Origin of the sequence: Kineococcus esterisolvens (assembly GCF_050871405.1) — a bacterium.
Lineage (GTDB): Bacteria > Actinomycetota > Actinomycetes > Actinomycetales > Kineococcaceae > Kineococcus.
Genome location: NZ_JBJLRI010000059.1, coordinates 13,144 through 27,919 on the forward strand (window position 1 = coordinate 13,144; position 14,776 = coordinate 27,919).

Genomic DNA, 14,776 nt, shown 5'->3' on the forward strand with positions numbered 1-14,776 from the left:
CCTCCGGACCTCCTTCCCGGCGGCGGGGGAGGAGTGCCGGGACGCTCCCCGGGTCAGTGGGCCGCACCGAGCTCGACGAGCAGGACCCCGGCGATGATCAGGGCGATCCCTGCCGCCGTGGTGCGGTTGAACGCCTCGTGGAAGAGGACCCTGCTCAGGACGGCGGTCAGCGCCACACCGCCGGCGGCCCAGATGCCGTAGGCGATGCCGATGCCCAGGCCGCCGGCCAGGGCCAGGGACAGCAGCGTGAAGGCGGCCAGGTAGCCGACGACGACGCCGCTGTACCAGGTCCTGGGGCCGTGGGTGGCCATGCGCAGCGACACGGTGGCGCTGACCTCGCTGAGGATGGCCAGGGCCAGGAAGACGTAAGCCGTCAGGGCTCCGCCCCCCGTGCCTCGTGCTCACGGCCTCGCTGCGAGCCCAGCTCCACCAGCAGGACCCCGCCGATGATCAGCAGGATGCCCAGCAGCGTCAGCGCGGTCAGCGCCTCGCCGAACAGGACGGCGCCCAGGGTGGCGGTCAAGGCCACGCCGGCGGCGGCCCAGATGCCGTAGGCCACGCCCAGGGCCATGCCGGTGCGCAGCACGGCGGACAGGAACAGGAAGGAGGCGACGTAGCCGACGGCCACCGGGACGTACCAGCCCGGGTGGTCCAGTGCGGCCTTCAAGGACAGCGAACCGCTGACCTCGCTGAGGACGGCGCCTGCCAGCAGCAGCCACTTCTTCACGGGGCCCGCTCCGTCGACGAGGGGCCCTCGGACCGTGCCGCGTCCACGGCGGTGCCCGGTCGACGCAGGCGCTCACGTGCGGTCGTGCTCACGGACTGCAACCTACCCACCGGACGGCTGGTGGAGGGCGCTGCCCCGCACCACCCCTGGACCGGGGTCCTCGGATTCGAGAGCGGGCGGACCGCGGCTCGACCCGGGGGAGCGGAACCCTCGGGTGGGCGCCGTGGCACCACTGGACACCGTGACGCGCCCGGTGCTCCGGGCCTGACCGCCGCAGTTTCAGGCGAGGCTCTCCTGCACCCAGGCGATGAAGCCGTCCGCTGCCTCGCCGGTCTCCTCCGCGGGGGTGTGGCCCTCGCCCCAGACGGTGGCGAAGTCGACCGTCCTGCCGTGGTTGCGCAGCGCAGCGGCGAGGTTGATCTCCACCGTGCTCGCCGTGTCGCCCTGCTGGATGCCGGTGCGGATGCGCCAGTGCGGCGCCACCGTGCTGCTCCCGTACCCGTCGTAGTGGTCGCTGAGGAAGTACATCGGGTCGTACATGCCCAGGCGGGAGGTGACGTCCTGGCCGGTGCTGTCGGTCTCCTCGAAGTCCAGCTCGTACTCCGAGGCGCCGTAGGTGGAGTCCCAGCCGGACAAGTCGGCGTACTCCTCCTGGCCGGCGGCGATCACGTCGTGGGAGACGGGGGCGAAGTGCAACCCTTCCGCTCCCAGGCCGAGGACGACGTTCTCGGTGGCGCTGCGGTCCACGCCGTCGAAGGCGCCGACGGCCTTGGTGGGGGGCTTCTGGCTCTTGACGAAGCCCTCGAGGCTCACGACCTTCGCCGTGCCGCTCGCCGCGTCGTACTGGACCCAGGTGGAGTCGGTGTTCAGGTGGGCGATGTACTCCTCGACGCTCTGGTACGTCGTGGAGGTCTGCGACGAGTTCCCGCCGGGCACGGTGGGCGTGCCGCTGGGCGGGTCGGTGGGCGGGTCGGTGGGCGGGTCGGTGGGCATGTTCCCGCTGACAGATCCTCCGGAGAAGCCGGCCGTGAAGGAGTTCGAGGGCGTGTAGGGGAAGGTGGTGTAGGACAGGAAGCGGTTCAGCGAGGTGTCGACCGCGGCCAGCACGTGGTCGTAGTAGCTGCCGGCGAGGTACCGGCCGCTGGGGGAGCGGGTGAGGGTGAGGACCTGACCGGACTCGTCCTCGAGGCCGAGGTCGTTCAGGTGGGTGGCGAACGCGTCGGCCAGGTCGCTGGAGAAGGCGGCCGTCCAGGTGCCCGGGGCGCGGGTGTCCGTGGAGGCGAACTGGCCCATGTTCCACTCGTAGGCGGCGTTGGCGTAGTCCAGGCTGGTGATGGGGCACCAGCACATGGCGCCGGCGATCGCGTCGCTGATGGCCTCACCGTCGGCGGTGCTCATCGCCGCCCCCAGCGATTCCAGGTAGGGCGTGTACAGCTCGGAGTCGCCGGAGGCGCCCACGATCGCGCTCTGCGCGCCACCGCCGCTGTGCCCGAAGACGAACATGCCGCCCTTGTCGCCGGGGATCACGTCGGCGTTGTAGCGCACGTACCGGACGGCCGCCTTCAGGTCGGTGACGCCCCACGGTGCGTTGCCGGTGTAGCTGTCGGTGTTGCTGTCCTTGCCGCGAACCCCGGCGAGCACGTACACGAAACCGGCCTCGAGGTAGGACGAGGCGTCGTCGTAGCTGTACTCCGTCGGGGGCTTCTGCGCGGAGTAGCCCGGGGTGTTGACCGGGAAGACGATGGGTGCGGTGGCGGCGGTGTGGTTCCCGACCGATCCACTGGTGCTGATCGTGGTGGTGTAGGTACCGTCGCTGTTGGCGGTGGCGGTGAAGTACTCGCCGGGTACGTACACGCCGAGCGTCTCGTAGTCGGCGGCGGCGGGAGTGGCCACGTAGGTCTTGCCGAGCTGGTAGTAGACGTCGTTGGTGGCGTCGTAGTTCCAGGTCGTGCTGCTCAGCGCCAGGGCGCTGGTGTCCGTGGCCGGCGAACTGCTCGACGACGAGTCGTTCGACTCGCACGCCGCCAGCCCCATCACGCCGACCGCACCGGCACCTGCTGCTCCCGCGAGAGCGGCACGTCGAGTCAACTGCATCTGCCCATCCCCTGTTCACCGAGCCCGCTCCGCGCGGGTTCCTCCTGGTCGAGCGTACGGATCCATCGGCGCCCGAACCCCTGATCCGGTCCTTCGACGGCGACCTCACGCGGGGTTCACAGCCGGCCGTCAGGCAGGCCGCTGGGCGGCGCTGCCGAGGTCCGTGCCGAGTTCCCGGAGGGCGGGGCTCGCGCGACTGCCTGGCTGCTCGCACGGACGCGCTGTGGCGGTCGTGCGGGGTCGCGTCGGGTCCGCGGGTGCTGGGTCCTGCCCGCTCCGGTGGCCCCGATCAGTCCAGGGCTCGGAGCAGGGCAGCGCGCAGCAGGCTGATGGCCGGGTCGTCGTCCTGGTTGCTCCTGGTGGCGACGCCGACGACGCGGGCGGGAGCGTCACGCAGGGCGAGGGTGGTCAGCTCCTCGTGCAGCGGCGGTCGCCCCATGCGGGGGACGAGGGCCAGGGCGAGACCGTGGCGGACGAGCTCCAGGTGGAGGGTGAAGTCGGGGACCTCGGCGACGATGTCGGGTCGGCGGTGGTGCCGGGCGAACATGTGCAGCAGCCAGTCGTGACAGACCGTCCCGGTTCCGGTCGAGACCCAGCCGCGCGTCGCCAGCTGCTCCACGCCGGGGGAGTCGTCCCCACCGGCGTTCGAGGAGGTTCCTGCGAGGGGGTCGTCACGGCGGCAGACGACGTCGGCGGGGTCGTGGTGCGCACCGCTGATCGTGAGACCGAGGTGCACGGGAGCGGGGCGGTCCCGCCAGTGGTGCACGACGGCGACGTCGACGGCACCGGCGGTCAGGGCCGGCAGGGCCCGGTCGGGGTCCACTTCCAGCAGGGACCAGGTCAGACCGGGTTGCGTCCGGCGCAGGCCCGCCAGGACGCTCACGACGTGCGCGCGCAGTGCCGTGGTGAACGCGGCGACGCGCACGTGCCCGACGACCTGGGCCTGCTGCCGGCCGACCTCGCCCGGGCCGGGGTCGGTGAGGACGCGGTCGAGCTGGTCGGCCAAGGGCAGCGCGGCCTCCAGCAGGGCGTGGGCCGAAGGTGTCAGCACGACGCGGCGACCGCTGGCGACGGTCAGGGTGCGGCCGCTGGCCCGTTCCAGGCGCTTGATCTGCTGGCTGAGCGCCGAGGGGCTCAGGTGCAGCACGCCGGCCGCGGCGGTGACGGTGCCGTGGGCACGCACCGCTTGCAGTGCGCGCAGGCACGCCAGTTCGTCCACGACCGCCTCCGTGCTGCTCTGCTTCACGTTTCCTCCCGTCATTGTGCGATGGACATCGGTGATCGTGCTGCGTGAAGCTGCAGGCGGCCTCACGCAGCCCCGTGGTGAGCGGATGAGGTCGTGGGCGATCGCCGAGAAGTCCTGGGAGGGGTGTCGTGGTGTCGTGGTCGGCGGCGGCCGGGGTGGTCGTGGTCGCTCTGGGTGTGGTCCTGACCCCGGGCCCGAACATGGTCCACCTGGCCTCGCGATCCATCGCGCAGGGCCGGCGAGCCGGGCTGATCTCCCTGGCGGGTGTCACGGCGGGGTTCGTGGTCTACCTGGTCGCAACTTCGTCCGGGTTGTCGGCGGCGTTCGCCGCGGTGCCGGCGGCTCTCGACGTGGTCGAGGTCGCTGGTGCCTGCTACCTGCTCCACCTGGCCCGGGGCGTGCTGCGCCCCGGTGACGCCTCACCGTTCACCCCTCGCCGGCTGGCCCCGCACTCCGGGCGACGGTTGTTCCTCACGGGGCTGACCACGAACCTGCTGAACCCCAAGATCGCGCTGATGTACGCCGCGCTGCTCCCGCAGTTCGTGACGGCCGGCGCCGGGCCGACGTGGCGGCAGTTCCTGCAGCTGGGGGCGGTGCAGATCGTCGTCGCGGTCACCGTCAACGGTGCCGTCGTGCTGGGTGCAGCCGGGATCTCGAGCTGGCTGCAGGCGCGCCCACGTGCCCTGAGGGTTCAGCGGGTGGTGACGGGCAGTGTCCTGGCGGTGTTCGCGGTCGAGATGGTCGCCACCTCGGCTCAGCGCTGACTGCGCGACCGGGGCGTCGCGTGGCGGAACCAGGCCGACGACCGGGGCGTGCCCGGGCTCGTCCCCCGGAACTCGTCGGGACCGACACGACGGTGGAGCCGCAGCGCGGTTCGGCGACGATGGGGCTCGCCCACCCACCCGCAGGTCCGGGGGACCCGGTTCAGCCGAGGACGACCACGTCCAGCCGACGCGGGCCGTGCACGCCCTCGACGCGGTCCAGCTCGATGTCGCTGGTGGCGCTGGGCCCGCTGATGAACGTCAGGGGCACCGACGGGTCCAGCCGCGCCAGCGCCTCCGGCACCGTCTCCACGACGTCGGCGGCGCGCACCACGCAGACGTGGTGGTCGGGCACCAGGGTCAGCGCGCGCCGGCCCTGCCCGGCGGCACCACCGGCCAGCACGATCGTGCCGGTCAGCGCCACCGCCACCGAGCTGCCGGTGACGACGGCGTCCAGGGCGTCGAGCTCGTGGACCGTCAACGGTGCCGAGGGGTGCTCCTCGACGAGTTCGCGGTCGCCGATCCGCGGGCGCCAGCCCGCTGCGAAGTCGGCCGGCACCACGACGCGGCGCGAGCCGGCCTCGTCCAGGCACCGGGCCACCGCGACGGCGACCTCGTCGTCGCAGGAGGCACGCAGCACGCGGGCGCGGTAGTCCTCGACGCGCTCGACGAGCAGGTCCAGCACCTGCTCCCCGCCGGGCTCCAGGGAACCGCTGCGGTGGTAGTCGCGCGGCACCGGCGGAACGCCGCCGCGGGGCGCTCCGGCGTCGCGGGCGGCGCGCAGCCGCGCCAGGACCTCCTCGCGCGCGCTGCTCACGCGTCCTCCTCCGTGTCGTGCCCGCCGGTGCGGGCCCACCACCGCCGGGCGGTCTCCGCCGGCGGGGCGGGCACGTCGCGGCTGCTGGTCCAGTGCGACAGCGGCCACGGCAGGGCGCTGATGCGGCCCTTGCGCCCCGCGACCAGCCGGCCCAGGGCCAGGCCCTTCTCCGCGGCGGCGAACCGGCCGGGGGAGCTCATCGCGACCGCGGCGGCCTTCAGCGCCAGGTCCTGCGCGGTGGGCCGCGGGTGCGACTCCACCGACGCCGCGCGCTGCTGCACCAGCAGGTTCGGGATGTCGATGCGCACCGGGCAGGCGTCGAAGCACGCCCCGCACAGCGAGGACGCGTACGGCAGCGACGCGTTCGGGTCGTCGGGGCCGGAGATCCCCGTGAGCATCGGCGAGAGCACCGCGCCGATGGGTCCGGGGTACACCGAGCCGTAGGCGTGCCCGCCCACGCGCTCGTAGACGGGGCACACGTTCAGGCACGCCGAGCAGCGGATGCAGTGCAGCGCCGAGCGACCCGCCTCGTCGGCCAGGACGGCGCTGCGGCCGTTGTCCAGCAGCACCAGGTGGAACTCCTGCGGGCCGTCGCCGGGGGTGACGCCCGCCCAGGTGGAGGTGTAGGGGTTCATCCGCTCGCCGGTGGAGGAGCGCGGCAGCAGTTGCAGGAAGACCTCCAGGTCGCTCCACGTGGGCACGATCTTCTCCACGCCCATGAGCGTGATGAGGGTGTCCGGCAGCGTCAGACACATGCGCCCGTTGCCCTCGGACTCCACGACCGACAGGGTCCCGGTGTCGGCGACGGCGAAGTTCGCGCCGCTGACGGCGACCTTCGCCGTCAGGAACTTGCGGCGCAGGTGGGTGCGGGCGGCCATCGCCAGCTCGCGCGGCTCGTCGCTCAGCGCCGGGTCCACGTCCGGCATCTCGCGCAGGAAGATCTCCCGGATCTCGCTGCGGTTGCGGTGGATCGCGGGCACGAGGATGTGGCTGGGGGCGTCGTGACCGAGCTGCACGATGAGCTCGGCGAGATCGGTCTCCCAGGCGGCGATGCCCTGCTCGGCCAGCGCCTCGTTCAGGCCGGTCTCCTGGGTGGCCATCGACTTGACCTTGACGACCTCGTCCGAGCCGGTGGCACGCACCAGGTCCGCGACGATCGCGTTGGCCTCGGCGGCGTCGCGCGCCCAGTGCACGTGCCCGCCGCGTGCGGTGACGTTCTCCTCGAGCTGCTCCAGCAGTTCCGGCAGCCGCGCCATGACGTCGGCCTTGATCGCCGAACCGGCCAGGCGCAGCTCCTCCCAGTCGTCGAGCTCGGCGACGACGCCGGCGCGCTTGCCGCGGATGATGCCGGTGGCCTTGCCGAGGTTCCGGCGCAGCTGGGTGTCGGCGAGCTTGGCCTGCGCGGCCTCGGGGAACGAGGTGGTGCCGCGCAGGTTGCCCTGGCCGGCGGGGGAGTGCGTGGGCAGCCCGGTGTCGTGGGAGTCGTCGCGCACCGCAGGCATGCCCAGGTCGGTGGTGCTCACCGCTGCACCTCCACGGGCTCGTCGCGCACGTGCGGGGTCGCGGTGCCGGGCGCGGCGGGGGTCTGGCTCGCCTCGGTGGAGGCGAGGATCTCCGCCAGGTGCACGGTGCGCACGCCCGTGCGCAGCCGGCCCATGCCACCGCCGATGTGCATGAGGCAGGAGGAGTCCCCGGCCGTGCAGACCTCCGCGCGGGTGCCCAGGACGTTGCGCATCTTGTCGGCGAGCATCGCGGTGGACGTCTCGCCGTTCTTCACCGCGAAGGTGCCGCCGAAACCGCAGCACACGTCCGCGTCGGGCAGCTCCACCAGCTCCAGGCCGCGCACCGCGCGCAGCAGCTGCAGCGGCTTGTCGGCCACGCGCAGCATCCGCAGCGAGTGGCACGTGGGGTGGTAGGTGACGCGGTGCGGGTAGTAGGCGCCGACGTCGGTGACGCCGAGGACGTCCACGAGCAGCTCGGACAGCTCGTAGGTGCGCCCGGCCACCGCCTCGGCCCGCTCGGCCAGGGCCTCGTCGCCGGCGCGGCGGGCGACCATCGCGTGCTGGTGGCGCACGCACCCGGTGCACGAGCCCGACGGTGCGACGACCGCGTCCCACTCGCCGTGGGTCACGGGCTCGAACACGTCCACGTGGTGGCGCACCAGCGGCACCGCCTCGCGCAGGTACCCGGTGTTGACGTGCATCTGGCCGCAGCACGTCTGCCCCTCGGGGAAGACGACCTCGTGCCCCAGCCGCCGCAGCAGTCCCACGGTGGCCTTGACCACCTGCGGGAACATCGCGTCCCCCAGGCAGGTGGCCATGACGGCGATCCTCACAGCGCTCCACTCCCCACACGCGTCCCGCGGGGAGCGTAGGTCGTCGTCTCGTGGGTCCCGCGCACCAGGGCGCGCAGGTCCTCCAGCGGACCGGACAGGTCCCCGTGCGCCCGGGCCTGCACCAGGACGTTGCCCAGGGCGGTGGCCTCCACGGGGCCGGCGACCACCGGCAGCCCGCACGCCTGCGCGGTCAGCTCGCACAGCAGCGCGTTGCGCGCACCGCCGCCGACGAGGTGGACGGCGTCCACCTCGTGCCCGGAGAGGCGCACGGCGTCGGCGACCGCGGCGGCGAACGCGCGGGCCAGGCTCTCCACCACGCACCGCACCACCTCGGCCCGCTCCGCAGGCGGCCGGTGCCCGGCCTCCTCGGCGGCGGCCCGGACCCGCGTCACCATCGGGCCCGGCGGCAGGAACCGCGGCTCGTCGACGTCGACGACCGGGCCCCCGGCGGGCACCGCGGCCGCGGCGGCGAGCAGGGCCGGCAGGTCCGGCTGCTCGCCGTCGGCGGCGGCCCACTCCGCCAGGCACTGCTGCAGCACCCACAGGCCCATGACGTTGCGCAGGTAGCGGATGCGGCCGTCCACACCGCGCTCGTTGGTGAAGTTCGCCGCGAACGACTCCGCCGACAACACGGGCTGCTCCAGCTCCACGCCCACCAGTCCCCACGTGCCGCAGGCGACGTACGCGAACCGCTCGTCGCGCGCCGGCACCGCCACGACCGCGGAGGCGGTGTCGTGCGAGCCGACGGCGACCAGGCGCACCGCACCGGACAGGCCGGTCTCGGCGAGCACCTCCGAGCGCAGGCCCCCCAGCACCGTGCCGGGGTCGTGCACCGGCGGCAGCAGCGCCGGGTCGATCCCGGCGAGCTCGACGAGGTCGGGCGCCCACCGGCCGGTGCGCACGTCGGCCAGGCCGGTGGTGGAGGCGTTGGTGGCCTCCGCGCCGCGGTGGCCGGACAGCCAGTAGCCCAGCAGGTCCGGCACGAGCAGCAGCTGCGCGGCCGATCCGAGCAGCGACTCCTCCGCCTCGGCGACGAGCTGGTAGATCGTCGTGAACGGCAGGTGCTGCAGGCCGTTGCGCTCGTACAGCCGCTGCGCGGGCACGCGCTGGAACACCCGCTCCGCCACACCCTCGGTGCGCGAGTCCCGGTAGTGCCGCGGGGTGCCCAGCAGGGCGCCCTCGCGGGTCAGCAGCCCGTAGTCCACCGCCCAGGTGTCCACCCCGACGGTTCGGGCGGCCGCGCCGCCGGGCGTGCGGGCGGCGCGGCCGAGCCCGGCCAGCACCTCCCGCCACAGCCCGACGGCGTCCCAGTGCAGGCGCCCGGCCACCTGCACACCGCCGTTGCCGAAGCGGTGCACCTCCTGGAGCATCAGCCGGCCGGGTGCGGCCGAGCCGAGCATGACGCGTCCGCTGGAGGCGCCGAGGTCCACGGCGATGTGGGTGCTCACGTCAGGACTCCTGGGGTGGGTGGTTCAGCGGAGGAACGCGGCGGCGACGCCGGCGTCCACGGGCACGTGCAGACCGGTGGTGTGCGACAGTTCCCCGCCGGTGAGCACGAACACGGCGTTGGCGACGTGCTCGGGCAGCACCTCGCGCTTGAGCAGGGTGCGCTGGGCGTAGAACTTGCCCAGTTCCTCCTCGGGGATGCCGTACGTCTTGGCGCGCTGGGCGCCCCAGCCGCCGGCGAAGATGCCCGAGCCGCGCACGACCCCGTCGGGGTTGACGCCGTTGACCTTGATCCCGTGCTCGCCGAGCTCGGCGGCCAGCAGACGCACCTGGTGGGCCTGGTCGGCCTTCACCGCCGAGTAGGCGATGTTGTTCGGGCCGGCGAAGACCGAGTTCTTCGAGGCGATGTAGACGATGTCGCCGCCCAGGCCCTGCGCTATGAGGACCTTGGCCGCGGTCTGGGAGACGAGGAACGACCCCTTGGCCATGACGTCGTGCTGCAGGTCCCAGTCCTTCTCGGTGGTCTCCAGCAGCGGCTTGGAGATCGACAGGCCCGCGTTGTTGACGACGAGGTCCAGCCCGCCGAACGCGAGCACGGCCTCGTCGATCGCGGCGGCCACGGCGGCGGCGTCCGAGACGTCCGCGGCCACGCCCACGGCCACGTCGGCGCCCCTGGAACCGGCGATCTCCTCCGCCGCGGCCTGCGCCTTGGCGAGGTCGAGGTCGGCGACGACGACGCAGGCGCCCTCCGCGGCCAGGCGGGTCGCGATGGCCTTGCCGATGCCGGAGGCCGCGCCGGTCACCAGCGCGATGCGGGTGGCCAGGGGCTTCGGCTTCGGCATGCGCGCCAGCTTGGCCTCCTCCAGCGCCCAGTACTCGATGCGGAACTTCTCCGACTCCTCGATGGGGGAGTAGCTGGAGATCCCCTCCGCGCCGCGCATGACGTTGATCGCGTTGACGTAGAACTCCCCGGCGACGCGGGCGGTCTGCTTGTCCTTGCCGAAGGAGAACATGCCCACGCCCGGCACCAGCACGATGAGCGGATCCGCGCCGCGGATCGCGGGGGAGTCGGGCGTCGCGTGCCGGTCGTAGTAGGCCTGGTAGTCCGCCCGGTACTCCTCGTGCAGCTCGGCGAGGCGCGCGGTGACCTCCTCCACGGACGCGGTCGGGGGCAGGTCCACCACCAGCGGCTTCACCTTGGTGCGCAGGAAGTGGTCCGGGCAGCTCGTGCCCAGCGCGGCCAGGCGCGGGTGCTCCGCGCGGGCGAGGAAGTCCAGCACGACGTCGGAGTCGGTGAAGTGCCCGACCTGCGGCTTGTCGTGCGAGGCGATCCCGCGGACCACCGGCGCGAGCGCGGCGGCCTTCGCGCGGCGCTCGGCTTCCGGCAGGGCCGCGTAGCCGTCGAGCACCGGGCCGAACGGCTCGGGCACCGAGTTCGCCGCGATGTACGCGGTGGCCGTCTCGATGATCCAGCGGGAGTTCGCCTCGGCCTCGGCGCTGGTGGCGCCCCAGGCGGTGATGCCGTGCCCGCCGAGGACGGTGCCGACCGCCTGCGGGTTGGCCTCCTTGATGGCGGCGATGTCCAGGCCCAGCTGGAAGCCGGGCCGGCGCCACGGCACCCACACGACCTTGCCCTCGAAGATCGTCTCGGTGAGCTTCTCGCCGTCGGCGGCGGTCGCGATCGCGATGCCTGCGTCGGGGTGCAGGTGGTCCACGTGCGCGGCGTCGACGAGCGCGTGCATCGCGGTGTCGATGGAAGGTGCCGCACCGCCCTTGCCGTGCAGGCAGTAGTCGAACGCGGCGACCATCTCGTCCTCGCGGTCCACGCCCGGGTACACGTCGCGCAGGGCGCGGACGCGGTCCAGGCGCAGGACCGCCAGGCCCTTCTCCTCCAGGGTGCCCAGGTCCCCGCCGGAGCCCTTCACCCAGAGCAGCTCGACGTCCTCGCCGGTCACGGGGTCGGGCGCGGTGCCCTTGGCGGAGGTGTTGCCGCCGGCGTAGTTGGTGAAGCGCGGGTCGGCACCCAGGGCGTGCGAGCGCGCGAGCAGCTGCTCCACGGCCTCGTTCGTGGTGGTGTTCGTCATGTCGTTCAGGCTCCCCATCCGGCCTGCTGGCCGCCGATGCGCTCGGCGGCGATCCGGTCCGCGTACCCCGACGCCTTGAAGGCGGCCATCGGGTCGGCCGCCAGTCCCATCGACTCGCGCAGCTCGGCCAGCAGCGGGCGCACGTCGGTGTGGTAGGCGTCCATGAAGACGTCGTTGGCGCCGAGGACGTCCCCGGCCAGCTGCGCGGCGCGCAGCGCCTCGCGGTCCACCAGCAGCGCCTTGGCGGTGGCCTGCTGGACGTTGGTCACCGAGCGGATCTGCCCGGGGATCTTCTCCTCGATGTTGTGGCACTGGTCGAGCATGAAGTTCACGCCCGAGTCGGGCCGCAGCGCGTCCGAGCGGACGATCTCGTACATGATCCGGAACAGCTGGAACGGGTCCGCCGCCCCGGCCATGAGGTCGTCGTCGGCGTAGAAGCGCGAGTTGAAGTCGAAGGCGCCCAGCCGCCCGGCGCGCAGCAGCTGCACGACGATGAACTCGATGTTCGTGCCGGGCGCGTGGTGGCCGGTGTCCAGGACGACCTTCGCCTTCTCGCCCAGCGACGTGCAGTGCAGCAGCGAGGTGCCCCAGTCGGGGATGTCGGTGGAGTAGAAGGCCGGCTCGAAGAACTTGTACTCCAGCACCATGCGGTGGTCGTCGTCCAGCAGCGCGTAGACCTGCTGCAGGGACTCGGCGAGGCGCTCCTGGCGGTCGCGCAGGTCGTCCTGGCCGGGGTAGTTGGTGCCGTCGGGCAGCCAGACCTTCAGCTCCTTGGAGCCGGTGGCGCGCATGACGTCGATGCACTGGGCGTGGTGGGCGACGGCCTTGGCACGCACCTTCGCGTCCGGGTGGGTCAGGGAGCCGAGCTTGTAGTCGTCGTCCTGGAACAGGTTGGAGTTGATCATGCCGATCGAGACACCGTTGTCGGCGGCGTGGTCGGCCAGCTTGCCGAAGTCGTCGACGAGGTCCCACGGGATGTGCAGGGACACGCGCGGCGCGATGCCGGTGTACCGGTGCACCTGGGCCGCGTCGCTGATCTTCTCGAACGGGTCGCGCGGCGTGCCGGGGCTGCCGAAGACCTTGAACCGGGTACCGGAGTTGCCGAACGCCCACGAGGGCAGCTCGATCGTCTGGGCTCGCAGGGCGGCGAGGACCGTCTCGGTCGTTGTCATGGGGACCTCACTCCATCGGGGGCGGCAGCACCGTAACCAGATTTTGACACGTTTCACAAGCATGGAGGGCGCTCGTCCTCGCGACGGCACCCCAGTGAGGGCCCGACGGGGCGGGGCGGAGGGCTCGCCGGCCACGGGGGTGCCGGCCGGTGCGCGAGCCCCGGTGTGAGGGGTCGGCGGGTGCGCCGCCGGGCTCGCGACCAGGGAAAACGCATTCCTCCTCTCGATCGGAGCAGACCTCCCGGGACTGCTTGACGACCCGCTCGTGCGCTCCTACCTTCGAGCCCGAGCCGTCCTTGAAACGTCTCACCACGTCCTGCGAACACCCCGCCCACCGCTCCCCGGAGCGACCGTCTCGATGAGGAGACCCCGTGGCACGTCGACGCACCCCCACCCCAACCCGGACGCTGGCAGGACTCGCAGCGCTGGCCCTGCTCCCCCTGTCGATCACCGCGTGCAGTGCCGGGAGCCTCGGCTCCTCCAGCGGCTCCGGTGACGGCGGCACCACCATCACCTGGCTGACCGGCAGCGAGGCGACCGCCCAGGCCACCGCGGCGTCCATCGTCGAGGCCTTCGAGGCCGCCAACCCCGACATCCAGGTCGAGCTCGACGGGCGCCCCGGTGGCGGCGAGGGTGACAACCTCGTCAAGACCCGCCTGCAGACGGGCAGCATGGCCGACGTCTTCGACTACAACTCCGGCTCCCTCTTCCAGCAGATCGCCCCCGAGAAGAACCTCGCGCCGCTCGGGGACGACGTGGTCGGCGAGGTGGACGACGCCTACCTGCCGCAGGTCTCCGTGGGCGACACCGCCTACGGCGTCCCCTACGGGACCGCCTTCGGCGGCGGGGTCATGTACAACATGGACGTCTACTCCCAGCTCGGCCTTCAGGTGCCGAAGACCTGGGCGGAGTTCATCGCCAACAGCGAGAAGATCAAGGCGGCCGGCATCGCGCCGGTGGCGCAGACCTACGGCGACACCTGGACCTCCCAGCTCTTCGTCCTGGGCGACTTCCACAACGTGCTCGCCGCGGACCCCGACTGGGCGGAGAAGTACACCGCGGGCGAGGCGAAGTACGCCACCGACCCCGTCGCGATCAGGGGGTTCGAGCACCTGCAGGAGGTGCACGAGAAGGGACTGCAGAACAGCGACTTCGCCTCCGCCAAGCTCGAGGACGGGATGCGCCAGCTCGCGTCCGGCGAGGCGGCGATGTACCCCATCCTGTCGGGCAACATCACGACCCTGCTCAGCGTCGACCCCGACGCCGGCGACCGGATCGGCTTCTTCGCCCTGCCGGGTGACGACGCGGCGACCAACGGGCTGACCGCCTGGTACCCCAACGCTGTCTACATCCCGAACACCACGACGGGGGAGGAGCTGGAGGCGGCGAAGAAGCTGGCCGCGTTCATCGCCAGTCCGGACGGCTGCGAGGCGCAGAGCCAGGCCTCGCCGCCCACCGGCCCCTACCTCGTCGAGGGGTGCGAGCTGCCCGACGACGTGCCGCAGGTCACCAAGGACGTCCAGGCCTACTTCGACGCGGACGCGCAGTCCCCGGCGCTGGAGTTCCTCTCGCCGGTCAAGGGCCCGTCCCTGGAGCAGATCACCGTCGAGGTCGGCTCCGGCATCCGTTCGGCGCAGGACGGTGCCGCCCTGTACGACCAGGACGTCGAGAAGCAGGCCCAGCAGCTGGGCCTCGAGGGCTGGTGAGCCTTCCCCCCGTCGACCGCCCCGGCTCCCCGCGCGGAGCCGGGGCACCCCGCCGAGAGAGGTCACCGATGGCGACGACAGCTCCCGCTCCTTCCCGCACGAAGCCCACCACGTCGGCGCACCGAGTTCCCGGGCGCCGGCGCAGTCCCTACCCGGGGTGGTTCTACCTGCCCGCCGCGGTCGTGTACGGCGTGCTGTTCCTGGTGCCGACCCTGCTGTCGTTCTACTTCAGCATGACCCGGTGGACGATCTTCGACAGTCAGTTCATCGGTTTCGGCAACTTCGTGCAGTTCTTCCAGGAACCGGCCCTGGTGAAGGGCTTCACCAACACCTTCGTCTACGCGGTCGTCACCTCCGGAGCCAAGGTCGTGCTCGGGCTGGGGCTGGG

Annotated in this window: 13 protein-coding genes; 3 read left to right on the plus strand and 10 right to left on the minus strand. The window is 72.5% G+C overall.

Going from position 1 to position 14,776, the window contains the following annotated elements; all coding sequences use genetic code 11:
• Nucleotides 1-53: 53 nt before the first annotated feature.
• The 4 genes from ACRYR8_RS16240 to ACRYR8_RS16255 all read right to left on the minus strand — a co-directional run bounded on the left by ACRYR8_RS16240 (nt 54) and on the right by ACRYR8_RS16255 (nt 4,067).
• Nucleotides 54-377, minus strand: a complete 324-nt coding sequence (locus ACRYR8_RS16240; RefSeq protein ID WP_432485528.1) for a DMT family transporter — start codon at nt 375-377, stop codon at nt 54-56.
• Nucleotides 374-727, minus strand: coding sequence for a DMT family transporter (locus ACRYR8_RS16245; RefSeq protein ID WP_432485511.1), 354 nt, complete (start codon nt 725-727; stop codon nt 374-376). Before ACRYR8_RS16245 ends, ACRYR8_RS16240 begins: the two co-directional genes overlap by 4 nt.
• 279 nt (nt 728-1,006) lie before the next feature.
• Entirely contained in the window at nt 1,007-2,821 is a 1,815-nt protein-coding gene (locus tag ACRYR8_RS16250; protein WP_432485513.1) for a subtype A tannase, read from the minus strand.
• A 289-nt stretch (nt 2,822-3,110) separates the two neighbouring features.
• Nucleotides 3,111-4,067, minus strand: coding sequence for a LysR family transcriptional regulator (locus ACRYR8_RS16255; protein ID WP_432485515.1), 957 nt, complete (start codon nt 4,065-4,067; stop codon nt 3,111-3,113).
• A 128-nt stretch (nt 4,068-4,195) separates the two neighbouring features.
• On the opposite strand from ACRYR8_RS16255, the gene ACRYR8_RS16260 reads away from it, so the two are divergent.
• Nucleotides 4,196-4,831 (plus strand): LysE family translocator, encoded by a 636-nt coding sequence (locus tag ACRYR8_RS16260; RefSeq protein ID WP_432485517.1) that lies wholly within the window; start codon nt 4,196-4,198, stop codon nt 4,829-4,831.
• Nucleotides 4,832-4,991: 160 nt separating this feature from the next.
• Here ACRYR8_RS16260 and ACRYR8_RS16265 read toward each other — a convergent pair whose 3' ends face one another.
• Genes ACRYR8_RS16265 through rhaI form a run of 6 tightly spaced genes read right to left on the minus strand, consistent with a single transcriptional unit; the run spans nt 4,992 to nt 12,682 of the window.
• Nucleotides 4,992-5,645 carry a LutC/YkgG family protein gene (locus ACRYR8_RS16265; RefSeq protein WP_432485519.1) on the minus strand — a complete coding sequence of 218 codons (654 nt, stop codon included), beginning with the start codon at nt 5,643-5,645 and terminating at the stop codon, nt 4,992-4,994.
• Nucleotides 5,642-7,147, minus strand: coding sequence for a LutB/LldF family L-lactate oxidation iron-sulfur protein (locus tag ACRYR8_RS16270; protein WP_432485527.1), 1,506 nt, complete (start codon nt 7,145-7,147; stop codon nt 5,642-5,644). The genes ACRYR8_RS16265 and ACRYR8_RS16270 overlap by 4 nt, the downstream gene beginning before the upstream one ends.
• A 17-nt stretch (nt 7,148-7,164) precedes the next feature.
• Entirely contained in the window at nt 7,165-7,980 is an 816-nt protein-coding gene (locus ACRYR8_RS16275) for a (Fe-S)-binding protein (RefSeq protein WP_432485520.1), read from the minus strand.
• Nucleotides 7,977-9,428, minus strand: a complete 1,452-nt coding sequence (locus tag ACRYR8_RS16280; protein ID WP_432485518.1) for a rhamnulokinase — start codon at nt 9,426-9,428, stop codon at nt 7,977-7,979. The genes ACRYR8_RS16275 and ACRYR8_RS16280 overlap by 4 nt, the downstream gene beginning before the upstream one ends.
• A 24-nt stretch (nt 9,429-9,452) precedes the next feature.
• The gene (locus ACRYR8_RS16285) at nt 9,453-11,510 is read right to left on the minus strand and encodes a bifunctional aldolase/short-chain dehydrogenase (protein WP_432485516.1); all 2,058 of its coding nucleotides are present in this window, start codon (nt 11,508-11,510) and stop codon (nt 9,453-9,455) included.
• A 5-nt stretch (nt 11,511-11,515) separates the two neighbouring features.
• Nucleotides 11,516-12,682 (minus strand): L-rhamnose isomerase, encoded by a 1,167-nt coding sequence (gene rhaI / locus ACRYR8_RS16290; RefSeq protein WP_432485514.1) that lies wholly within the window; start codon nt 12,680-12,682, stop codon nt 11,516-11,518.
• A gap of 371 nt (nt 12,683-13,053) precedes the next feature.
• Here rhaI and ACRYR8_RS16295 point away from each other — a divergent pair, with 371 nt between their 5' ends.
• Nucleotides 13,054-14,388, plus strand: a complete 1,335-nt coding sequence (locus ACRYR8_RS16295) for an ABC transporter substrate-binding protein (RefSeq protein WP_432485512.1) — start codon at nt 13,054-13,056, stop codon at nt 14,386-14,388.
• Nucleotides 14,389-14,456: 68 nt separating this feature from the next.
• Nucleotides 14,457-14,776: carbohydrate ABC transporter permease (locus tag ACRYR8_RS16300; RefSeq protein WP_432485510.1), on the plus strand; the 320-nt coding region annotated here is incomplete at its 3' end.

Bases quoted from the DNA above. Each gene is read 5' to 3' on its own strand.
- ACRYR8_RS16285 (WP_432485516.1), bottom strand. From the start codon at position 11,510: ATGACGAACACCACCACGAACGAGGCCGTGGAGCAGCTGCTCGCGCGC.
- rhaI (WP_432485514.1), bottom strand. From the start codon at position 12,682: ATGACAACGACCGAGACGGTCCTCGCCGCCCTGCGAGCCCAGACGATC.
- ACRYR8_RS16270 (WP_432485527.1), bottom strand. From the start codon at position 7,147: ATGCCTGCGGTGCGCGACGACTCCCACGACACCGGGCTGCCCACGCAC.
- ACRYR8_RS16250 (WP_432485513.1), bottom strand. From the start codon at position 2,821: ATGCAGTTGACTCGACGTGCCGCTCTCGCGGGAGCAGCAGGTGCCGGT.